Annotated in this window: 22 protein-coding genes and 1 tRNA gene; 17 read left to right on the top strand and 6 right to left on the bottom strand. The window is 33.4% G+C overall.

Features of this window, described 5'->3' with window-relative positions:
* Positions 1 to 11 precede the first annotated feature (11 nt).
* The 6 genes from BM246_RS11835 to BM246_RS11810 all read left to right on the top strand — a co-directional run bounded on the left by BM246_RS11835 (position 12) and on the right by BM246_RS11810 (position 5,511).
* Complete coding sequence (locus tag BM246_RS11835; protein ID WP_042497317.1) at positions 12 to 1,319, top strand: BT_3928 family protein; 1,308 nt, start codon at positions 12 to 14, stop codon at positions 1,317 to 1,319.
* Positions 1,320 to 1,373: 54 nt separating this feature from the next.
* The gene (locus BM246_RS11830) at positions 1,374 to 2,450 is read left to right on the top strand and encodes an ABC transporter permease (protein ID WP_042503068.1); all 1,077 of its coding nucleotides are present in this window, start codon (positions 1,374 to 1,376) and stop codon (positions 2,448 to 2,450) included.
* Positions 2,451 to 2,494: 44 nt separating this feature from the next.
* Positions 2,495 to 2,983 (top strand): TlpA family protein disulfide reductase, encoded by a 489-nt coding sequence (locus BM246_RS11825; RefSeq protein ID WP_074938118.1) that lies wholly within the window; start codon positions 2,495 to 2,497, stop codon positions 2,981 to 2,983.
* Positions 2,984 to 3,065: 82 nt separating this feature from the next.
* Positions 3,066 to 3,815: a triose-phosphate isomerase gene (gene tpiA / locus BM246_RS11820; protein ID WP_042503062.1), complete on the top strand. Its 750-nt coding sequence runs from the start codon at positions 3,066 to 3,068 to the stop codon at positions 3,813 to 3,815.
* A 516-nt stretch (positions 3,816 to 4,331) separates the two neighbouring features.
* The gene (gene prmA / locus BM246_RS11815) at positions 4,332 to 5,168 is read left to right on the top strand and encodes a 50S ribosomal protein L11 methyltransferase (RefSeq protein ID WP_042497323.1); all 837 of its coding nucleotides are present in this window, start codon (positions 4,332 to 4,334) and stop codon (positions 5,166 to 5,168) included.
* A gap of 67 nt (positions 5,169 to 5,235) precedes the next feature.
* The gene (locus BM246_RS11810; protein WP_042497325.1) at positions 5,236 to 5,511 is read left to right on the top strand and encodes an ATP-dependent Clp protease adaptor ClpS; all 276 of its coding nucleotides are present in this window, start codon (positions 5,236 to 5,238) and stop codon (positions 5,509 to 5,511) included.
* A gap of 81 nt (positions 5,512 to 5,592) precedes the next feature.
* On the opposite strand, the gene BM246_RS11805 is transcribed toward BM246_RS11810, so the two are convergent.
* The 6 genes from BM246_RS11805 to BM246_RS11780 all read right to left on the bottom strand — a co-directional run bounded on the left by BM246_RS11805 (position 5,593) and on the right by BM246_RS11780 (position 10,098).
* The gene (locus BM246_RS11805; protein WP_042497327.1) at positions 5,593 to 5,799 is read right to left on the bottom strand and encodes a YgaP family membrane protein; all 207 of its coding nucleotides are present in this window, start codon (positions 5,797 to 5,799) and stop codon (positions 5,593 to 5,595) included.
* 24 nt (positions 5,800 to 5,823) lie between these two features.
* A complete protein-coding gene (locus BM246_RS11800; RefSeq protein WP_042497329.1) occupies positions 5,824 to 7,236 on the bottom strand; it encodes an MBL fold metallo-hydrolase in 1,413 nt (470 codons plus the stop codon).
* A gap of 117 nt (positions 7,237 to 7,353) precedes the next feature.
* Positions 7,354 to 8,148: a sulfite exporter TauE/SafE family protein gene (locus tag BM246_RS11795; protein WP_074938116.1), complete on the bottom strand. Its 795-nt coding sequence runs from the start codon at positions 8,146 to 8,148 to the stop codon at positions 7,354 to 7,356.
* Positions 8,149 to 8,562 (bottom strand): DUF6691 family protein, encoded by a 414-nt coding sequence (locus BM246_RS11790; RefSeq protein WP_074938114.1) that lies wholly within the window; start codon positions 8,560 to 8,562, stop codon positions 8,149 to 8,151.
* 2 nt (positions 8,563 to 8,564) lie between these two features.
* Positions 8,565 to 9,122: a YeeE/YedE family protein gene (locus BM246_RS11785; protein WP_042503055.1), complete on the bottom strand. Its 558-nt coding sequence runs from the start codon at positions 9,120 to 9,122 to the stop codon at positions 8,565 to 8,567.
* Between the two features lie 346 nt (positions 9,123 to 9,468).
* Complete coding sequence (locus BM246_RS11780; protein ID WP_042497335.1) at positions 9,469 to 10,098, bottom strand: Crp/Fnr family transcriptional regulator; 630 nt, start codon at positions 10,096 to 10,098, stop codon at positions 9,469 to 9,471.
* 82 nt (positions 10,099 to 10,180) lie between these two features.
* On the opposite strand from BM246_RS11780, the gene BM246_RS11775 reads away from it, so the two are divergent.
* The 11 genes from BM246_RS11775 to BM246_RS11725 all read left to right on the top strand — a co-directional run bounded on the left by BM246_RS11775 (position 10,181) and on the right by BM246_RS11725 (position 23,081).
* A tRNA-Arg gene (locus tag BM246_RS11775) sits at positions 10,181 to 10,254 on the top strand.
* 416 nt (positions 10,255 to 10,670) lie between these two features.
* Positions 10,671 to 10,847 carry a helix-turn-helix domain-containing protein gene (locus BM246_RS11770; RefSeq protein WP_074938112.1) on the top strand — a complete coding sequence of 59 codons (177 nt, stop codon included), beginning with the start codon at positions 10,671 to 10,673 and terminating at the stop codon, positions 10,845 to 10,847.
* Positions 10,847 to 11,449, top strand: coding sequence for a DUF1819 family protein (locus BM246_RS11765; RefSeq protein WP_074938110.1), 603 nt, complete (start codon positions 10,847 to 10,849; stop codon positions 11,447 to 11,449). The genes BM246_RS11770 and BM246_RS11765 overlap by 1 nt, the downstream gene beginning before the upstream one ends.
* A gap of 2 nt (positions 11,450 to 11,451) precedes the next feature.
* The gene (locus BM246_RS11760; RefSeq protein WP_074938108.1) at positions 11,452 to 12,036 is read left to right on the top strand and encodes a DUF1788 domain-containing protein; all 585 of its coding nucleotides are present in this window, start codon (positions 11,452 to 11,454) and stop codon (positions 12,034 to 12,036) included.
* Positions 12,033 to 15,515: a BREX system P-loop protein BrxC gene (brxC, locus tag BM246_RS11755; RefSeq protein WP_074938106.1), complete on the top strand. Its 3,483-nt coding sequence runs from the start codon at positions 12,033 to 12,035 to the stop codon at positions 15,513 to 15,515. The genes BM246_RS11760 and brxC overlap by 4 nt, the downstream gene beginning before the upstream one ends.
* 1 nt (position 15,516) lies before the next feature.
* On the top strand, positions 15,517 to 19,029 hold the full coding sequence (gene pglX, locus BM246_RS11750; RefSeq protein WP_074938104.1) for a BREX-1 system adenine-specific DNA-methyltransferase PglX: 3,513 nt from the start codon (positions 15,517 to 15,519) through the stop codon (positions 19,027 to 19,029).
* A 4-nt stretch (positions 19,030 to 19,033) separates the two neighbouring features.
* The gene (locus tag BM246_RS11745; protein ID WP_074938102.1) at positions 19,034 to 19,597 is read left to right on the top strand and encodes a YcjF family protein; all 564 of its coding nucleotides are present in this window, start codon (positions 19,034 to 19,036) and stop codon (positions 19,595 to 19,597) included.
* Positions 19,597 to 20,421, top strand: coding sequence for a hypothetical protein (locus BM246_RS11740; protein ID WP_074938100.1), 825 nt, complete (start codon positions 19,597 to 19,599; stop codon positions 20,419 to 20,421). Before BM246_RS11745 ends, BM246_RS11740 begins: the two co-directional genes overlap by 1 nt.
* Before the next feature lie 3 nt (positions 20,422 to 20,424).
* Positions 20,425 to 21,039, top strand: coding sequence for an alpha-ketoglutarate-dependent dioxygenase AlkB family protein (locus BM246_RS11735; protein WP_074938098.1), 615 nt, complete (start codon positions 20,425 to 20,427; stop codon positions 21,037 to 21,039).
* Positions 21,039 to 22,055, top strand: coding sequence for a DUF1848 domain-containing protein (locus BM246_RS11730; RefSeq protein ID WP_074938096.1), 1,017 nt, complete (start codon positions 21,039 to 21,041; stop codon positions 22,053 to 22,055). Before BM246_RS11735 ends, BM246_RS11730 begins: the two co-directional genes overlap by 1 nt.
* 18 nt (positions 22,056 to 22,073) lie before the next feature.
* Positions 22,074 to 23,081 carry a 3'-5' exonuclease gene (locus BM246_RS11725; RefSeq protein ID WP_074938095.1) on the top strand — a complete coding sequence of 336 codons (1,008 nt, stop codon included), beginning with the start codon at positions 22,074 to 22,076 and terminating at the stop codon, positions 23,079 to 23,081.

Below are 23,081 nucleotides of genomic sequence, written 5' to 3'. Positions count from 1 at the left end.
AAACATATCACATGAAATTTTTAGTAGGTATAAGCCGAGTATTTGTAGGAGTTCTATTTATTATTTCCGGATTCATTAAGCTTAACGATCCGTTAGGTTTTTCATATAAATTAGCCGAATATTTTGGACAAGATGTTTTAAACTTACCATTTTTAGAGCCTTATTCTTTAATGATTTCGGTGCTAGTTGTTGTGTTCGAAGTTGTTTTAGGTGTATTTCTACTCATTGGTTATAAACCTAAATTTACTGTATGGAGTTTATTGTTAATGATTGTTTTCTTCACATTTTTAACTTTCTATTCAGCATATTTCGATAAAGTAAAAGATTGTGGTTGCTTTGGTGACGCCTTGAAACTAACACCATGGGAAAGCTTTACAAAAGATGTTGTGTTGCTGTTTTTTATTCTCATTTTGTTTGCGGGAGTAAAGCACATAAAACCACTTTTCGGAAAGCTAGGCACAACCGTTTTAGCCCTGCTAAGTTTTATTGCAAGTTTATGGTTTGGTTACCATGTATTAATGCATTTACCAGCTATAGATTTTAGAGCATACCACATTGGGGCTAATATACAAGAGGGTATGACTGTGCCTGAAGATGCGGCAAAACCGGTAACAGAATATGCTTGGAAATTTAAAGTAAATGGCGAAGAAAAAATTATAACTACCAATGGTTCTTACCCATCTGTTGAGGGTGAATTTATAAGTGTAGATACTAAAGAAATTTCTGCAGGTTACGAGCCGCCAATCTATGATTTTTCAATAGAAACAGCAGATGAAAATTTAACGGATTATTTTTTAAATAGAGATAATCTAATTGTTGTTATTTCTTATAATTTAGAAAGTATGGAACAAGGCGGAGCTTTAAAATTAAAAGGATTGCAAGATGAAGCTAGAAGAAACGGTTACGAAATTATTGGTTTGTCGGCCTCTGGAGAAGCAGCAAAACAACGTATATCAGAAGCTTATGATATTGATTTTAAGTTTTATTTATGTGATGAGAAAGCTCTAAAAACCATTGTGCGTTCTAACCCTGGAGTTATAGAGTTGGATAAAGGAACTATTAAACAAAAAGTACATTGGAATGATCTAGACGACCTTAAATTACCAAAAGTAGAAAGAGCTCCTGAGTCTGTTAAAGTTGAAAATATTTTATATCAAATTGATGGTGTAACAGCAACGAAAGCAGAGGTTGAAGCGCTTGATACAGACACGATAGAGTCGGTAAATGTTTTAAAAGATCAAAATGAAGAGCTAGACTCTATTAACACTGCAAATACTAATAATTATACAGGGATAGTAAAAGTGATGCTAAAAAAATAAGGCATCATGCTTTATTGAAATTTTATCTAGACCAATAATTAATACCCAGCAATTATTTTGAATTACTTAATAAATAAAATAGCATACGCCATCCTAACATTATTTGGGGTTGTTACTGTTATTTTCTTTTTATTTAATGTGCTTCCCGGAGATCCTGCGCAAATGATGTTGGGCCAAAATGAAGATAGCGAACAACTCGCTATTGTAAAGCAAAAATATGGTTTTGATAAGCCTTTAGGAACGCAGTATTTATATTATTTAAACGATTTGTCGCCATTGTCATTCCATTCTAAAGAAAAAGATGATTATACTTTTTTGCGCGAAGGAAAATATACAGCGAGTAAATTATTTACTATAGGGAATACAACCACGGTTTTAAAATTTCCTTATTTGAGAGAATCCTTTACAAAACAAGGGAAAAAAGTAAGCCAAGTATTAGGCGAAACCTTACCCAATACTTTTGTGCTGGCTGTTTCGGCCATTGTAATAGCCATGATATTAGGTGTTATTTTGGGTATTGTATCTGCTTTGTATAAAGACCAATGGATCGATAAAACAATTCAAATATTTAGCACGCTAGGCATGAGCGTACCTTCTTTTTTTAGTGCTATACTATTTGCTTGGTTTTTTGGTTTTGTGCTGCATGAATATACCAATTTAGAGATGACGGGGAGTTTGTACGAACTAGACGATTTTGGAGAGGCTATGCACATAAAATGGAAAAATTTAATACTTCCGGCAGTTGTTTTAGGTATTCGTCCGTTGGCGGTGGTTATTCAGCTTATGCGAAATTCTTTGCTAGAGGTTTTTAATCAGGATTATATTAGAACAGCAAGAGCTAAAGGACTTAGTGAATTTCAAATTATAAAAAAACATGCTGTAAAAAACGCCTTAAATCCGGTAGTTACGGCAATATCAGGTTGGTTTGCATCTATGCTTGCAGGAGCCGTTTTTGTAGAATACATTTTTGGGTGGAACGGCCTTGGTAAAGAAATTGTAAATGCCTTAAATACTCTAGATTTACCGGTAATTATGGGCGCTGTATTGGTAATTGCTGTGTTATTTGTAATTATCAACATTTTTGTCGACTTAATCTACGTTTGGTTAGATCCAAAAGTTAAATTAAAATAAATATTTATTTCCGCGAAAGCGTAAACATTTCAAACACTTTTTATATGAACAAGATTAAATATATTTTCGTTTTATTAATCACTTTTTTAAGCTGTAAAGACGAGCCAAAACAATTTTCTGCCGCAGCTTTAAACGATACCTTTATTGCTCAAAATGGCGACGAGGTAACCTTCCAAAGCATATTAGATAAACACCAAGGCAAAACAATAGTTATTGATGTTTGGGCATCTTGGTGTAGCGATTGTATTAAAGGTATGCCTAAAGTTAAGATGCTACAAGCCAACAATCCAGAAGTAGCCTATGTGTTTTTATCTTTAGATAGAGAGCAAGGGGCTTGGCATCGAGGTATTGCAAAATACCAAGTAAATGGCGACCATTATTTTATGCCAAATGCTAAAGATTGTGATTTTGCAGATTTTTTAAATATAAGCTGGATTCCTAGATATTTGGTAATAAATAAAGCTGGCGAAATCGTTGTATTTAATGTTATTGAAGCTGATGACGATAAGTTAATAAAAGCTATAAAAAATTAACTATTTTAGCAGTAGAAAACAACAATTACTAACTTTTTTAAAAAAATATCCTTGTCAATTTAGGGAAGGTTAAAAGGCAACTATGAGAAAAAACATTGTAGCAGGAAACTGGAAAATGAATAACGATTTAGCGCAAACCGAAGCGTTAATTACTGCGTTAAAAAATCAAACAACAAGCTCTAATGCAGAAGTAATGGTAGCACCAACCTTTACCAATTTATTTCAGGCATACCAAGCATTAAAAACTTCTAATATCGAAGTTATAGCACAAAACATGCACTTTGCAGAAAATGGAGCCTATACAGGTGAAATTAGTGCGAGTATGTTAAAAAGCATCGGCGTTAATACTGTAATTTTAGGTCACAGTGAGCGTCGTGAATATTTCAATGAAACCGATGAGTTACTTGCTAAAAAAACCGATGCAGCTCTAGCAAAAGGTATTCGTGTAATTTTCTGTTTTGGTGAAGAATTAGCCGATAGAAAATCTGGAAACGAAGAGACTATAGTTGGCAATCAAATTAAAAATGCATTGTTTCATTTAGAAGCAGCGGCATTTCAAAACATTGTGTTAGCCTACGAGCCTGTTTGGGCCATTGGTACAGGCGAAACTGCAAGCCCAGAGCAAGCTCAAGATATGCATGCATTTATTAGAAAAACACTTGCCGATAAATACGGAAACGATGTTGCCGATGAGGTTTCAATCCTTTACGGAGGTAGTGTTAAGCCAGCAAATGCTGAAGAAATTTTTTCTAAACCAGACGTAGATGGTGGTTTAATTGGAGGAGCAGCTCTAAATGCTGAAGATTTTTTCGCGATTGTAAATGCTTTTTAAAACATACAATTAGTTAAAAATAATTAGGGCGTTACCCGAAAAGGGTCGGGCTTTCGGCAGTCGCTTTTTTGTGTTGCATAGGTGCAACCACACAAAAAGAGCTCCAACAAAGTCTCAATCCCTAACGCGGGCTAACCTGCAAAATGTAGAGACAACCCTTTGGTTTCTCCTTTTTTGCAAAGTTCTATTTAAAATAAATTAAATTCGTTAGCTTTTTTAATGATGTATTAAAAATGTAAAACACTTTATCATTCACTTGATAAGGTGTTTTTTTTATAAAAACAGGGAATTTTCCTTTAAATCTTTTGTCATTTCTATGCAAGGAGAAATCACACATACTTGGTTGTGTAGAGAATATAAACAATTAGAATTTCTGTTTACGAAATCAAGTTAGATTTCCAAACGTCTCTAAAGACTAAAACCATCATAGAGCAGTCGCTTCAAACTAAGTTTTAATAAATTTTTATCACGAACTCCGTTAATAACGCTTAAATTTGCACTTTAATAAAAAAGCAAATGTCAAACATTATTTATATTGGGTACTATTTTAAAGTAGCGCCATTACAGCCAGCCGTAGAGATTTTAATAGCAGAACTTGGTTACGCTGGTTTCGAGAGTTTTGTAGAAAACGAAGATGGAGCAACGGCTTACATTCAAAAAGAAGAATGGAATGCTAATATTTTAGACGATGTTCAAATATTAAAATCTGATGAGTTTGAAATTACTTACGAATTCAATGAAATAGAACAAACCAACTGGAACGAGGAATGGGAGAAAAACTTTAATCCTATTATTGTTGACAATGCCTGTTCTGTTAGAGCACCTTTTCACGAGAAACCAGATACAATTTACGATATTATTATAGAACCAAAAATGAGTTTTGGTACAGGACATCATGAAACGACACACATGATGATTCAACATATTTTAAAAACAGATTTGAAAGATAAATCGGTTTTAGATATGGGCTGTGGTACTGGGGTTTTAGCGATTCTTGCTGAAATGAAAGGCGCAAAACCTCTAGATGCTGTAGATTATGACAATTGGTGTTACCTTAATAGTTTAGAGAATGTAGAGCGCAACAATGCTGAGCATATCACGGTTATAGAAGGCGATGCTTCTGCTTTAAAAGGTAAAAGTTACGATGTTATTATAGCAAATATTAACCGCAATATTTTACTTCAAGATATGGCAACTTATGCTGCTTGTTTAAATAAAAATGGTATGTTATTTTTAAGCGGATTTTATGCTGAAGACATTCCGCTAATAACAGCTGAATGTGAAAAACATTTGTTAAAATTTGAAGAAAAGTTAGAAAGAAACAATTGGGTATCGTTAAAATTTTTAAATTAGTAACATATTTAAACCGTTAACCAAGTGTTTTCCGATAAGGAAACATAAGAAAGACATAGTGTAAATTATGAGTATACAAGAAAAAACATTCGAAGAATTATTACTAGAAGAAGAAGTTTTAACTCAAAACGAGATTGTTTTGCATAACGACGATGTAAATACTTTCGATCACGTTATTGATACATTAATTTATGCTTGTGAGCATACACCAGAACAAGCAGAACAATGTGCTATGTTAGTGCATTACAAAGGAAAGTGCACGGTTAAAACAGGCTTATTAGACGATTTAAAACCACGTTGCTCTATGTTGCTAGAGGCAGGCTTAAGTGCAGAGCTCGTGTAAAACACATATATACAATAATCAAAAAAGACCTTTCAATAAAATGAGAGGTCTTTTTTTTTGCTATTAATGTAATTTTTATTTCTACTTTACTTTCTTAATCGAGTTTATTTTTAAAATGCCATAAAGCGGGCAAAAGTTAATAAAACTTGTTACAAGTAAAAGAACAGCTACAGCCATTAATATTAAAGCAAATGTTCCTGAGATAATATTAAAATAGTAAAGTAAAGCAATAGCTATACCTGCAAGTACTCTAATAGCTTTATCGGTAGCTCCTATGTTTTTTGTCATTACTGAAAAATTAAATATTAATGTTTAAAGCGTACTTGGACACACAAAATCTGTGGTTGGTAAATCGGAGTTTTTAATAGCTCCAAATCCTCCAGCAATATCAATTAAGTTATCAAAACCTCTTGCTTTTAAAATAGATGCTGCTATTACCGAGCGGTAACCACCAGCGCAATGCACGTAGTAAGTTTGGTTTTTATCAATACTATTCATATTATCGTTAATATAATCTAGCGCAAAATGTTTAACGTTGTCACCTTTTAAATGCTCTGAGTTATATTCTCCATCTTTTCTAACATCTAAAACCTGTATGTCTTCTGCATTAAAGTGCTTAGAGAACTCATCAACCGATATAGACTTAATGGTTTCTATATCTTTTCCAGCTGCTTTCCAGCTTTCTATGCCGCCTTCTAAGTAACCTAAAGTGTTATCATACCCTACACGAGATAGTCTTGTAACAGTCTCCTGTGCCTTTCCTTCAGGAACTACAAGTAGAATAGGTTGTTTTAAATCTGTTATTAAAGCACCAACCCATGGCGCAAAACCACCTTGAATACCAATAGAAATAGAATTAGGAATATGGCCTTTTACAAAATCGTCCTGATGTCTTACGTCTAAAACTAATGCATCTTCACTATTGGCCATTGCTTCAAAAGCTTCTGGAGAAAGTGGTGTATCGCCTTTTTTAAGAATTGTTTCAAAATTATCATAGCCCGATTTGTTCATCATGGCATTTTTTGCAAAATATTGTGGTGGTGGTGCAATACCATTTAAAACTTCTTTTATAAATTCTTCACGCGTCATGTCGGCACGTAAAGCGTAATTCGTTTTTTTCTGTTCACCTAAAATACCAACGGTTTCTTTGCTTAAGTTTTTTCCGCAAGCAGAACCTGCGCCGTGAGCTGGATATACAATAACATCGTCGGCAAGTGTCATGATTTTGTTCCGAAGCGAATCGAACAACATGGCAGCTAAATCTTCTTTTGTTAAATCAGATTTTATAGCTAAATCTGGTCGGCCAACATCACCTAAAAACAGAGTGTCTCCAGAGAAAATAGCGTGGTTTTTTCCATCTTCATCAATCAACAAATAAGTAGAAGATTCTAGCGTATGCCCAGGTGTATGCAATACTTTAATAGTGATTTCTCCAATTTTAAAGGTTTCGTTGTCTTTGGCTATGTGAGCGTTATAATCGGTTTCTGCATTTGGTCCAAAAACAATAGTTGCTCCGGTTTTTTTAGCTAAATCAACATGACCAGAAACAAAATCGGCATGAAAATGCGTTTCAAAAATATATTTTATTTTAGCATTTTCTTTATTTGCTTTGTCTACATATTGTTGCGTTTCGCGCAATGGATCTATAATAGCAACTTCACCGTTAGATTCTATGTAGTAAGCGCCTTGAGCTAAGCAACCTGTATATATTTGTTCTATTTTCATGTTTTAATTTTTTATGGTTTCTATGATTTCAATAGGAGTGAAATCGATACTTTTTTTATTACTTGATTCAAAATTAAGAAACTTTAATGGTTTGCTACGTTACAATTATTACATAAGCTATTTAAGCTCTTTGTACATTATGTATACGGCCATTAGTAGAACAAAAAAACCGAAGCTTTTTTTGAGTTTACTACTGCTAATAAATTTAGAAAAATAGTTTCCTAGAATAATTCCAAAAATGGATATCCCTGTAAATGTTAAAAGGAACGTCCATTCGATTTCCAATGTTTGCATATCTCCTGTAAACCCTATAAGGGAATTTATAGTGACAATGATTAATGAGGTTCCTACTGCTTTTTTCATAGGGATGTTAGCCCAAAGTACTAATGCCGGAACATATAGAAATCCGCCTCCCGCACCAATCAAACCTGTTATGGTACCTATAGTTAGCCCTTGTATAAAGGTTTTGTAATAAGGTTGGCTTGTTGTTGTAACAACATCCTCCGTTTTTCCTTTTTTAATCATGGAAATGGATGCTATAAGCATAATGATAGCAAAAAACACCATGATACTCATATCTTTGGTTAACGTGAAATTGCCAAAGTTAAATAAGGTTTCTGGTATATTTGGCACTAAATAGCGACGTGATAAATACACGGCAATAAAGGATGGAAATGAAAAAGCTAATCCGGTTTTTACATCTACCAAGCCCTCTTTAAATTTCTGTAAAGTGCCTACAAGTGAAGTTGTGCCAACAACAAATAAAGAATATGCCGTTGCAACAATAGGGTTGTAGCCTAATAAGTAGACTAATAAAGGAACAGTTAATATAGAACCACCACCACCAATAAGTCCCAAAACGAGACCAACAATAAGCGCGCCTACATAACCTATAATTTGAGAGTTTTCCATTTAGTGTGGGAGTTTACTTTTTAGTATACCGTAAATAAATGTACCAACTATGGCTGCCGAAATTACAATAAGCATGCTAGAAACGCCTGTGCCTAAAAGAATATACATAGGTCCAGGACATGCACCTATAAGTGCCCAACCTAAGCCAAAAATAATTCCGCCAACAATATAGCGAGTGATTCCGTTGTCTTTTTTAGGAACAAATATATCGGCGCCTTTTATGCTTTTGATATAACCTCTTTTTGATATTTGTAAAAACAATATACCTGATATTACGGCTGTGCCGATAATGCCATACATGTGAAAGGATTGAAAACGGAACATTTCGTAAATGCGATACCATGAAACGGCTTCGGATTTTACTAATAGAATACCGAAGACAATGCCTACTAATAAGAATTTAATAAATTTCATAGTTAAAATATTAGAGGTAAAATAAGGTTAGTCATTATTAATCCACCGATAAAAAAGCCAATTACAGCTATTAGTGATGGTTTTTGCAAGCTGCTTAGCCCTGTAATGGCATGGCCTGAAGTACAGCCACCCGCATATCTGGTTCCGAAACCAACAAGTATGCCCCCAATAATTAATATGATTAATACTTTAGGTGATTTGAGCGCTTCGATACTGAAAAGCTCGTTTGGTAAAAGTGTTGCGCCTGCATTTTGAAAGCCCATATTCTGAAGCTCGACAACCGTTTCTGGGTTTAAATCGATAAGTGTATCGTTTGATAGATAGTGTGTTGCAATGAATCCGCCTATAATAGCGCCTAATACTACGGTAAGATTCCAGAGTTGATCTCTCCAGTTGAATTTAAAAAAATCGGCAAATTTACCAGCTCCTCCAATAGCGCAAAGTGTACGCAGGTTGGATGACATACCAAAAGTTTTGCCAAAATAGAGTAGTAACGCCATAACGATGGCTATTAATGGGCCTGATACATACCATGGCCAAGGGTTCAAAATTATTTCCATATTCTTTTATTTGGTGCAAAGGTATGGTCTTGGTGTAGTATGTTTTGTAATAAATGTTACTTTGAATTTTGTGTGTGGTTAAGTTGTTTTAAGGGAGTCGGTTAGAAGTGTGTGCTGAGGTTACTTTATTCGTAAGACTTAGAAAATAGTTGAGAGGTTATAGAAACAAGAAGAAATAGGAGCGTAAATAAGAAAAAATACTGTGTTTATTTGATGTAGGTTTTTGTTGGCGGATTTGCTTGCGCTAGGGATAGTAGTGAAAAGCCCACAGTATGCGCAATGGCAATTGCGCGCACGAGGACTTGTAGTGAATAGCCCGACCCTTTTCGGGTAGCGCCCAAATGTTTTATAGAATTTCTATTTTGTTACGGCTTAGTTTTATTTTGTTTTCGTTTTCTAGCTGTTTTAAGAGTCTAGAAATTACGACGCGTGAGGTGTGGAGGTCTTCGGATATGTCGAGATGTTTTACGATAATGGTTTTTGAGCCGTTGAGTTCTGCTTTGTTGAGTAGGTAGTTGTAGAGGCGTTGGTCCATTTTTAAAAAGGCCAGATTGTCTATGGTTTCGAGCATTTCGTTGAAGCGTGATTGGTAACTTTCGAGTATGAAATTACGCCAACTGTGGTTGCTATGGAACCAAATTTGCATGTTTGCTACAGGTATAAGTACGATGCTTGAGTTGCTTTCGGCCACGGCGCGAATTTTGCTTTTTGAGGTGCCCATACAACAGGTAAGCGACATGGTGCAGGTTTCGCCGGCTTCAAGAAAGTATATTAAGAGTTCGTTACCATCGCTATCTTCACGTAATATTTTTATGTTTCCGCTTAAAAGTAGTGGGATGTATTCTAGATTTTGGTTGATATCGATTATAATATCATCTTTTTGAAAAGTTTTAAAGCTTCCGACTTCTAAGATTTCGTTTATAATATCTTGATCTAGAGCGTTGCTGAATTTTTCTTTTAAGAGGGCTTTTTCCATATTCAAAAATAATAATAAAAAAAGTTAAAAAAAATTTGGTGGGCTTTTATTAAAAGATGTATATTTGCACCCACATAAAAACGGCCTCGTGGCGCAACTGAATAGCGCACTTGATTACGGCTCAAGAGGTTACTGGTTTGAATCCAGTCGAGGTCACTAGTGTTTATTAAGCTTCCAAGAGATTGGAAGCTTTTTTTATTCGTCATTTGCAGATAATTTGCAGAAAAAATGGTTTTTAAAATGTTCTAAATTCTTAGTTTTATCATTAAGTGGGACGTAAAAGTTTTGAAGCTTTTTTAATACTGAATGGCTTAGTTGATTTTTGTATTTTAAATACTAGACTTAGCACATTTTAATGGTGTCTAATAATTTATCACATAATTCTACCTTTTTATATTGTGACAAATTACAAATTACTTTTTTTTACTTCTTTTACGGTTTACCGTAACTATAATACAATTTGATATATTACTTTTCAATTTTGAAAGTTATTTTTAATAAAAATCACTAGTTAGTCCTGCTTTTTTTTAACTTTGATATGAAGACAAACTTTAATTTTTATTAAACTAAATATGCTTAAAGAACTTTTAAGATCTAAAGGTGTTAAACAAAAATGGCTTGCTAACAAAATTGGTGTTAGTGAGGTTTCTGTTAGTAATTGGGTGAAAGGTAAAAGCGAACCTACCTTAAAAAACTATCAGAAAATAAGCGAGGTTTTAAATATCCCATTAACTGAATTAACAAATTAATGGTTGCAGAAAAGAAATATAGTTTTTCGTTTACTGCGGCTTCTTTACGCACAAGAGAATTATCGCTTGTGGCAAAACATGTTTTGGAGAATCCTATTGATGATATTGAAGGTGTTTTGGGGCATGGAAAAAGAACCACAGGTAAACGTTATTTAGTAGAAATGGTTAAATGGTTGAATGTGCTTACAGAGGAGCAAAAGACGTTGTTATTGGAAGGGAATTTTAATGTGCAGAAAGAGATTACATTTATTGCAGTTTGTAAAAACTTCGCTTTTATACGTGATTTTATTATTGAAGTAATTCGTGAAAAGTATATCGTTTTTGATTATGAAATAACCAATGGAGATTACCTTTCTTTTTTTCGTCGAAAAGCAGAAAGCCATCCAGAAATAGATAAATTAACAGAGGTAACTCAAAATAAAGTAAGGCAAGTGACCTTTAAAATATTAGAACAAGCAGGATTGATAAACAACATAAAATCAAAAATGATACAACCTCAAATTATAGAGCCTCAAACCAAAAAGGTGATTCTTAAAGATAATTCAGAATTGTTCAAAATCTTCTTGTACAGTGATTTTGATATTCAAACGTTGACATCATAATTATGGGGAATCTTACTAATAAATTCGAGCATTTATTCAATGTTATTTCATCCTCTAATTTCTTAAATAAAGAATCATTAGGAGGCGAAATTCCTTTCTTTATCTCTTCTTATAAAGCAGAGGAAGAATTAGCATGCAGAGAAGAAATTCACTTACTAAAAAAGAAATTAGAAAATCAAGGAGTACCTGTTTTAGAACTAAATCTTTACGATCTTATTTGTGAGATATTAGAATCTAAAGGCGGAATGGAACGTATGTTTAAAGTAGAAAAAGCAAAGTCTAAAGATAAGTTTTTAAATGCTTTACAATCGTCCCTAAATATGCATCAGGTATTGATGCCATTAATAAAACAAAAAATAGAATCTAACAGTGCTAAGGTATATTTCTTAACCGGAATTGGTTTAGTATTTCCATTTATACGTTCTCATAACGTACTTAATAATCTTCAAAACATAGCAAAAGAAGCACCTACGGTTGCTTTTTTCCCTGGAGACTATAATGGACATACTTTAAATCTTTTTGGATTACTAAAAGACGACAATTACTACCGTGCATTTAATATGGATAAAATAGAAGTTAAGCTATGATCAAAAATTATTTTGAAAAACAAATAGACCGCGCAATTGAAACGGTTATTAAAGCCGATGACCGCGATAACATTTCAACCGAAGTTACCGAATACGTCATCACTAACGAAATAGGAAAAAAGATAAAAGACTTTTTTCAGGCCTACAATGATTATTCTGGAGCCAATGGTGTTTGGATCTCTGGTTTTTTTGGTAGTGGTAAATCTCACTTATTAAAAATCATATCGTACGTTCTTGAAAACAAAGAATACGATGGCTGGAAATCGGGAGAATTATTTGCTGAGAAAGTAGATAATGATGCGGTTTTAAAAGACGACATTCTAAAAGCAACACGTGTACCTTCAGAGTCTGTCTTATTCAATATAGATCAACAAGCACAAATAACCAGTAAGGAAGATGCAAATGCCATTCTTTCTGTGTTTTACAAAGTGTTTTACGACCATTTAGGTTATTATGGTTTTCAACCACACGTTGCTGAGTTCGAAATGTGGTTAGATAGTAAAGGTAAATACGATGCTTTTAAAACGGAATATGCAAAAGTTAACGACAATACTTGGGAAGTAGATCGTTTAGAATATTTTGTACTAGATGTAAAAGATGTTTTGGCAACGGTTTTTAATGAAAGTGCCGATAAGTATGAAAATATACTTGATGAATTAGAAGACAGAAACAAACAATCTATTGAAGATTTCTGTAATCGTGTAAAAGCATATATCGACTCAAAGCCAAAAGGATTCCGATTAAACTTTTTTGTAGATGAAGTTGGTCAATATATTAGCGACAATACCAAGCTAATGCTTAATCTGCAAACCATAGCAGAAACTTTAGCAACTAAAACAAAAGGTAATTCTTGGATTTTAGTAACCTCGCAAGAGGATATGGAAACCGTTGTTGGAGATATGAATAAAAGCCAGCAAAATGATTTCTCTCGTATCCAGGCACGTTTCAAAATTAAAATCCCTCTAACATCTGCAAACGTCGATGAAGTTATCGAAAAACGTTTACTAGATAAAAATGATAATGCGCAAGAAGAATTAGCTTCAGCACATAAAAAAAATGGTTCGCATTTAGAATCGTTATTATCATTTTCAGAAGCTGGTGTGCAGTTTAAAGGCTATAAAGATGATGCCGATTATGCCAACAAATTCCCATTTGTACCATATCAATTCGATTTGTTTCAGCAATGTAGAATAGCCTTATCTAACCACAACGCCTTTCAAGGGAAACATGCTTCTGTAGGAGAGCGATCTATGCTTGGTGTCTTTCAGCAAGTGATAAAAGCCATTCAAGAGCGCGATAAAAATGCTTTGGTTAGTTTCGATTTAATGTTTGAAGGTATTCGTAATGAATTGCGAGGCGAAATACAACAATCCATCATTCTTGCCGAAAAACAGTTAGACGATGTTTTTGCCATTAAAGTGCTTAAAGCCTTATTTTTAGTTAAGTACTTCGGGAATTTTAAAACCACAAAACGTAACATTTCGGTTTTATTAATAGACGATATTAATGTAGATCTTAAAGCACACGAAACGAAAATTGATACGGCATTAACCATTCTAGAAAACCAAAGTTACGTGCAACGTAATGGCGATATCTATGAGTTTTTAACCGATGATGAAAAAGATGTTGAAGAAGAAATAAAAAACACAAGTATTGATGAGCAGGCGGTTACGCAATTGTTAAAAGAAATTCTTTATGATGATATTATAGAAGTCAACCGAATTAAATACCTAGAAAATAAGCAAGATTACGATTTTACAACCAAAATAGATGGTAGCTTTTTTGGTAGAGAAAAAGAGCTAGAGATTGAAATTATTACAGACGACTCAAGCAAAGATTTTAACGAATCGCACATACAATCCCAAACCATGGGAAGTACAGGTATGAAAGTTGTTTTAGCATCTAACGCCACCTTTATGCGTGATGTTAGAATGTATATTAAAACAGCCAAGTACGAAATGCAAAATAGAGGTTCTGGTACCAGACCCCAAGTAGCAAGGATTCTTCAAGAAAAATCCATGCAAAATGTAACGCGCAAGAATAATTTAAAAGTCATGGCAAATACCGCTTTGGCAGCATCTAAAATATACCTAAACGGTGGTAAGTTAGAGATGACAAATTCTAGCGACGGTAAAACACGAGTTATTAATGCGTTTCAAAAGTTGGTAGCGGTTGTATATCCTAATTTGCGCATGCTAAAAGCGGTGACGTTTACAGAAGATACTATTGTTAGTACCTTACGCTCTGCACCTGAAATGCTATTTACAGAAGAAGAGGCTATTATGTCGGAAGCCGAAGGCGAAATTTTAAGCGAAATTTTAAAACGTAAAAAACGTAGTGATCGTACCACGCTTATTGATCTTAAAAATGTTTTTATTAAAAAACCCTATGGTTGGTATCCTAATGCTATTTGGACCATTACCGCAAAGCTGTACAAACGTGGTAAAATAGAAGCCAAACAAGATTCTAATTTATTAGATAATGATGCGTTTTTAAACGCCTTGTTAAATAGCTCCAACCATGGTAATACCATTTTAGAACCACAAGCTTCGTTTGATGCTTCAGCTGTAAATAAACTTAAAGAAGCATATAAAGATGCCTTTAATGAGAGTTGTCCGTTACGTGAAGCTAAAGATGTGGCTACTGCTTTTAAAGATAAATTAATACAAATGCGTATTGATGTCAATCAGCTTTTAGCAAACAAACAATCCTATCATTTTCTAAAAAGTCTAGAAGCGTTCTCAGAGAAATTAGAGCGTTGGTCTAAAAAGGATTATAGTTACTTTATTACCAATTTATCAGAGTTTGAAGACGATTTATTAGATGCTAAAGAAGATCTATTATCACCTATTCAAACTTTTATGAATGGTGAACAACGAAAAATTTATGATCAAGTAAAAGCACTTTTGGAAGGCAATACCGCAAACTTTGATTACATACAAAGTGACGAGTTAGAAACCTTAAAAACCTTAGTAGCAACTAACACGCCATATAAAGGGAATGCTGTGCAATTGGCTAAAGCAGCAAAAGACCAACTGTCTAAAAAAGTACTTGAACTTATAGATGAAGAGAAGCGCAATTTTATTAAAACAGCAGAAGACTTTATAGCGGATATTACAAACCGTAAGGCATTTAAAAACTTAGGTGTAGAGCAGCAAACTAATGTTATTAGTGCTTTAAGTTATAAAAAGCGCGCGATAACTAACGAACGCTATATTTCTAACATTCGCCAGTCTCAACATCAGTTATCGCAGATACATACAGATGCCTTAAACCTGATGGCAAATTTAGCAGCACCAAAACAAGAAGATGGAAAAGCAAAAGAGCCCGTTGCTAAATATATAAGACGCTCGCAAATACATGTAGATTACGATAAAAATGAACTAGTGTCTGAAGCTGATGTAAACGATTATGTGGAAGCACTTAGAGAAGCCTTTTTAAAGCGTATTAACGAGAATATTAAGATCAACTTAAAATAGCATGAATACCAACCAACTAAAACGCTTTGCCCAAGACGCACGTATAAAATTGATAGACCAAATTGGTGCTAAGCTTGAAAAAGTATTGACAACCGATAGTGTAGCCCTGCGTGAAAAAGCAGGGCATTTACAAAAACTACAACAGGCTATTAACAAAACCTCTAAAGCAGACGTTATAGATACCGTTGCTTATACATGGTTTAACCGTTTTGTAGCCTTACGTTTTATGGATGTTAATGGCTACCAACCTATAGGTGTCTCTATTGTAAGCCCAACAGAAGGCGGTACACTACCCGTTATTTTACAAGAAGCCAAACAAGGTAATATTGCAGAAGAATTACCTGTGCAACACCAACGCATTTACGATTTGCTAGATGGTAAAATACCTAGTACAGATGCACAAAACGAAGCCTACAGCAATTTATTAGTTGGGGCCTGTAATCATTTAAGTGAAACCTTACCGTTTCTATTTGAAAAAATTGAGGATTATACTGAGTTATTATTACCAGACGATTTAATATCTCAATTTTCTATTTTACAAGATGTACGAGATGGTATGACAGCTGAAGATTGTGCCGAAGTTGAAATTATAGGTTGGCTCTACCAGTTTTATATCTCAGAAAAAAAAGATGAAGTATTTGCTAGTAAAGGCAAAGTAAAAAAAGAAGATATTCCAGCAGCTACGCAATTATTTACACCACGTTGGATTGTGGAATACATGGTGCAAAATACCGTTGGAAAACTGTGGCTACAAAACAACCCACAATCTAAGCTACGAGAGCACATGCCTTATTTTATTGAGTCGCCAAGCGCTACAGTAGACGATTATCTTAAAATTGACAGTGTAGAAGACATTACCTTATTAGACCAAGCCTGTGGAAGTGGGCACATTTTGGTTTATGGGTTTGAGTTATTGTCTAAAATTTATGAAGAGCAAGGTTATAACGAAAGTGACATACCAAAACTAATCATTGAAAAAAACCTCCACGGTTTTGAGATAGACACACGTGCTGCACAATTGGCAGGTTTAGCATTAATGCTAAGAGCTAGACAATATTACCGTCGTGTATTTAAAAAAGAAATTAGCCCTAATATATTTTGTTATCAAGATTTAAAAGTAAGCGAAGAAGATATTAAAGGAACATTTAAAGCTGTAGATGAAACCTTAAGCGATGGGTTGTTCTATGATTTAAAAACAATGCAACAAGCGACTAATTTAGGCTCGCTTATACAACCTCACACTACTTTAACAGATTTAGAAAAAACGAGAGCTTCTTTAGCCACTAAAGTCAATAGTAGTGATCTGTTTAATACTCATAATTTAAGAGGTGTATTACAAGCTATTGTGCAATTAAGTGCATTATCACAAAAATACCATTGTGTTGTTGCGAATCCACCGTATATGGTTTCTGGCAAAATGAACACGAAATTAAATGATTATGTAAAATTGAATTATCCAAATAGTAAAGCAGACCTATATTCCTGTTTTATTGAAAGAAGTTATCAGTCAAATTTTTCTTTAGGTTACTCTGGACTCGTTACGATAGAAAGTTGGATGTTCTTATCTAGCTACGAAAAATTTAGGAAAAGTCTTATTGAAAATTATAAATTTCACAGTCTATCTCATTTTGGGTGGCACGTTATGAGAATAGCATTTGGCACAGTAGCTTTTGTTACACAGAAAGTAAAGCCAAGTGAAGATTCTCTCAGTGTTTTTTCTTTTTTAGATTATAACAATCTGGATAAAAAAAATGAGAAGCCTATCATATTCCCAATAAAAAATAATGAGAGGTATTCAGTAATAAATCAAAATCGATTTGCAAATATTCCTGGATTTGCTTTTGGCTATTGGGCAAGCGATAAGATGATTGAGGTTTTTAGTAAAGATAAGGTTTCCAAAATTGTTGATACAAGAGAAGGGTTAGCTACAGCAGATAATGAAAGGTTTTTAAGGTTCTGGAATGAAATAGAAATTCAAAATATAGCTTTTAAAGATAAAACGCAAAGGAATAATTTAATAGAAGATTGTAAATGGTTTCCATATATAAAAGGAGGTGAATACAGGAAATGGTATGGTAATTTAAACTATGTGGTTGACTGGGAGAATGATGGTAGTCGAATTAAAAATAATTTTGATTTAAAAACAGGTCGGCTAAGGTCGCACAATTACAATGGCGAATATTCCTTTCGTGAAGGAGTAACTTGGTCAGGAATGACATCCTCTGGATTTACTTTAAGGAATGTCGAAGCAGGTTTTCTTTTTGATGCTAAAGGACCTATGGGATTTTTCGAAAATATAGAGGATAAAGAAAAAACATTAAGTTTCTTGAACTCTAAAGTTTCTACTCATTTCTTAAAAGTTTTAGCCCCTACTAAAGATTTTAAACTTGGTCATATCTTAAAACTCCCCTTACCTATTAAATTAGTTGACTCTAAAATCCCAGTATCTCTCGCAAAAGAAGATTGGAATAGTCGTGAGTATTCTTGGGATTTTCAACAAAACGAACTCATCCGCATTAAAGGTCAAGATTTAGAAGAAACCTACGATAGCTATTGCCAATATTGGCAAAACAAGTTTTTTGAGTTGCATAAAAATGAAGAAGAACTAAACCGTCAGTTTATAGATATTTATGGTTTACAAGACGAGTTAACACCAGATGTTCTATTAAAAGATATCACCATTCTAAAAGAAGAAACTACTATTAAAGACGGTAACTTAGTATTTCGCGAAAGCGAAATTATGGCACAGTTTATAAGTTATGCAGTAGGTTGTATGTTTGGGCGTTATAGTTTAGACAAAGAAGGTTTAATATTAGCCAACCAAGGAGAAACCTTAGAAGATTACCTTAAAACTGTTGCATTAAGCGCAGCCGAAGTGTCTTTTATGCCAGACGACGATAACATTATACCAATACTAGACAACGAGTGGTTTGAAGATGATATTGTTGGTCGTTTTTACGAGTTCTTAAAAGCCACCTTTGGTAAACCAAACTTTGATAAAAACTTGGCATTTGTAGAAGATGCAGTTGGCGATATACGTAAGTATTTTTTAAAGTCTTTTTATACAGATCATGTAAAGCGTTATAAAAAGCGTCCAATCTATTGGATGTTTTCATCGCCTTCAGGTGCGTTCAATGCATTAATATATATGCATCGCTACACACCAGATACGCTTAACACCATGCTAAATGGCTACGTTAAAGATTACCAAGAAAAATTAAAAGCGCAGAACCAACAGTTAGACCATGTTAAAAATGTAGGTACAGACCGCGAGAAAGTAAGCGCAGAAAAAGAACAAGCACGTATTAACAAAATACTACTAGAACTACAAGAATACGACCGTGAGTTATTTAAAATAGCCACAGAACGTATTGCTATTGACCTAGACGATGGTGTGCTGGTTAACTATAATAAGTTTGGTACTGTTATTAAGCAAGTCTCTGGCTTAAACGATAAAAAAGCAAAAGATAAAGTAAGGAAGTTTGATTGGATTGATGTAACAGAAATACAGTAGAGGTATGAGCATAACAAATAAGGCAACTGAACTAATAAACAATGCCAAAGAGAAAATAAAAAAGGAAGTTTCTGATATTGAAAACCGCACCGATTTATCCGATCAGCAAAAGGTTGATCAAATTATAAAGGTGTTTAGCACGTTTTGTGCAGCAATAGCAGTACAGCCTATTCCATTTGCAGATATTTTTGTGTTAACACCTATACAAGGGTATATGGGTAAAAAACTAGCAGATATTAGGGGTTATGATATTTCTGAATCGGGCGCTAATGAAGTTTTTAAAGAACTAGCAGGTTTAGTAGGTTTAGGCTTTTTAGCACAACAGCTAGCTATTGGTGCATACAAAACGGTGTTACCTTTTTTAGGAGCTATTACAACCATTCCTTTAGTTTTTGGACTTACTTTTGGAATAGGACGAGTTATGGATCATTATTTTATAAAGAAAGCCAAAGGCGAAAAAATAGATAAAGAGACTTTGCAAAATATTTTTAAACAAGCCAGAGCAGAAGGTAAAAAGACAGCTAAGGATAATAAAGACGAAATTAATAAAGCGAAAGAAGAGTTATAGTGTCTAAGATTGAATACATAAAAAAAAACATCGATAAAACTTTAGTGCTTAGTGCTATGGCTAAGATTATTTTTAGCAATGAAGAGGCTTTAAACCAAGATGAAGAATTGGTATTACAAGCCTTAAAAAGGGCTGTGCCAGATTTACAGGAAAAGAGTCTAAATGAGATTCAAGAGTATTTACAAGATTTAGATGATGACCAATTAGTTGGGTTAGCCAATAACGTAAAAGGGATTTTACACGAGATTCAATTTGTAAAAATTGAAAATGAAGATGGAGACGAAATTACCGCATCTTTATTTACAGATACCAACCATCCTGATACTGATGTGTTATTAACTAACGAAGTAACAGGAGAAACTTTTGCGGTACAACTTAAAGCAACAGATAGTTCGTCTTATGTTAATAATTGGATTGAAAACCATGACGAAGGAGAGATTCTTGTAACAGAAGAAATAGCGGATAAAATGGGATTGGAATCTACCGAAATTTCTAATGAAGGACTTACGGCAGATGTTTTTGAATTTTGTAGTAAATTAATAAATTTAGATGATAACGATTCGCTTTGGAATTATTTACCACAGCTTCCAGCTATTTCAATAGCAATAGCAGGTTATTATTTGTTTTTAGAATATAAAAAAGGTCATATTTCGTTTGGTACATTTAAGATTAAGTTTGTTAAATTGACAGGTGTTAAAATAGCAAAGTTTTCATTCATTGCAGTTTTAATGATGGTTCCTGTAGTAAATGTTGTTACAGGTGCAACGCTATTATTTAGTTTACTATATAATACTGGAAGTTTTTTAGATAAAAAGATAAGTTAAGTTATGGATACACTAGATATGTTTTCTACACCACCAGAACATGGTAAACCTATTAAAATAGAAAATGGGGAATATATATATATACCTAATTTTTATGATAAGCCAACTGCCGATAAATACTTGACTAGGTTGATTAATGATATTAAGTGGAAGCAGGAATCCATGAATATGTATGGTAAACAAATACCTTTTCCTAGATTAACATCTTGGTATGGTGATCAAGATAAACCGTATAGTTTTTCGGGAATTACGTTGCAACCACATCGATGGAGTCCGGGCTTATTAAAAGTTAAAAAAGATATAGAGCCAAAAGCAAATGTTATTTTTAATAGTGTATTACTTAATCGCTATCGTGATGGTAATGACTCTATATCTTGGCATACCGATGCAGAGAAAGAATTAGGTGAAAATCCTGTAATAGCTTCTGTGAATTTTGGAGCAGAACGAAAGTTTCAGTTAAAGCATAAAGACACTAATGAGCGTATCGATATAATATTGCAGCATGGAAGTTTGCTAATTATGCAAGGCGAGTTACAGCATTTTTGGAAACATCAAATCCCTAAAACGAAGAAATCTCTAGAGGAACGTGTTAATTTAACCTTTAGAGTTATAAAATAATGTGGAAAAAAGTAGACATACAAAATGATGAAGGTGAAATTGTAAGTGCACAAGCACCTGTAATTATATCTGCTAGTCGTTCTACAGATATACCAACATTTTATGCAGATTGGTTTGTGGAAAGATGGAAAAAAGGCTACGTGAAGTGGATGAATCCGTTTAATGGTGTGCCTTCGTATGTAGCTTTTAAAAACACAAGATGTGTAGTGTTTTGGACAAAGAACCCAAAACCGATGTTTAAGCATATTGATTTCTTAGATAAATATGTTAAAAATTACTATTTTCAGTATTCTTTAAATGATTACGATAAAGAAGGTTACGAAGGAAAAGTACCTAGATTAGAAAGTAGGATTAAAAGCTTTATAGAACTATCAAATCGTATAGGGAAAGAACGTGTAGTCTGGCGTTTTGATCCGATGATATTAACTGATGAAATTGATGTTCATGAATTATTGAGAAGAGTAAAAAACATAGGAGACCAACTTAAAGATTATACAAGGAAATTAGTTTTCAGTTTCGCAGATATTGCTATTTATAGAAAAGTAGCAGTAAACTTAAAAAAAGAGAATATCAGTTATGTAGAGTTCACAGAGGATACCATGCATCAATTAGCAAAAGGACTTCAAGAGCTAAACAAAACATGGAATTTGGAATTAGCAACTTGTGCAGAAAAAATACCTTTAGAACAATACGGTGTTACTCATAACAAATGTATTGATGATGACCTTATGATTGATTTGTTTGCGGATGATAATGTTTTAATGGATTTTTTAGGTGTAAAATTTGAGGAAGCCACGTTATTCGATCCTTCCAATAAAGTTAAAAAGACTAGAGTACTCAAAGACAAAGGCCAGCGCGAAGCTTGTGGTTGTATTACGAGTAAAGATATAGGGCAATATAATACTTGTCCGCATGAATGCGTGTATTGCTATGCAAACACGTCTAAAGAATTAGCATTAAAGAATTATAAAAAACATAAGGAAAATCAATTTTCGGATACTATAGTAAAAAGATAAAACTAAATAAAAAAAGCTATGTCATATTATTTTACATTACCAAGATTTAATGATTTAAATGATAATCAAAAGCTAGCTCTTGGCGAAATAGATGCTATTTCTTTATCGGGTGGCCCTGGCACTGGGAAAACTGTTGTCTCATTGTTGAGACATATAAATAATTACAAAAAGAACCCTCCTGTTAAAAGTTTACTATTAACTTATACAAAAACTTTAGAGCACTATTTAATAAATACTGCTAATTCTAGAAATAATAATGCAGGAAAAAATATAGATAGAACTCAAAGGTGGATCTTTAGTAAAGCAAAAACAAATTTTGAAGAGATTATTATTGACGAGGCTCAAGATGTCCCTATAGACTACTATGAAACAATTAATAAATATGCTGGACGTGTCAGTTTCGGTGCAGATGATGCTCAAAGCTTATATCAAGGCACGTGTAATACTTCTGAATTAAATAAACTATTTAGCGAAAATGAAGATTATGAATTAGAAAAAAATTATAGAAACTCTCGTGAAATACTAGAATTTACAATATCTGTATTTCCTAACATCTATATTTCTAGAAATGCATTAAATAGTGCTGGAATGACTGGTAGAAAACCTTTTTGTATTGAATTAGGTTGGGATAATTTTGATGATTCTGTTGTTAATAATATTATTGATATTTCTCAAGAGTTTAATGACGCTTCTCATAATATAGGTGTTTTAGTAGCAGGAGATAAGCAAGTTGATAAATATTTTGATATACTAACTAAAAGAATCAAGTGTTCAAAATATCATAGTAAAATGCCTGGTTTTAATACTTTAGAAAGATTACACATAACAACATTTAAATCTTCAAAAGGATTAGAGTTTGACACAGTGATTATTCCTTCTTTTGACAGTTATAGTTGGTTTATAAAAGAATCGGATAATTTTTCTGAAAATGATTTTTATGTTGCTATAACAAGAGCAAAACTAAATTTATATTTGCTTTGTAAAAATGATTTAAAAATTTCTGCTAATACATATATAACCTTGTAA

The sequence above is a fragment of the Algibacter lectus genome, assembly GCF_900112395.1.
Lineage (GTDB): Bacteria > Bacteroidota > Bacteroidia > Flavobacteriales > Flavobacteriaceae > Algibacter > Algibacter lectus.
This window is presented reverse-complemented; position numbering and strand designations above follow the sequence as displayed.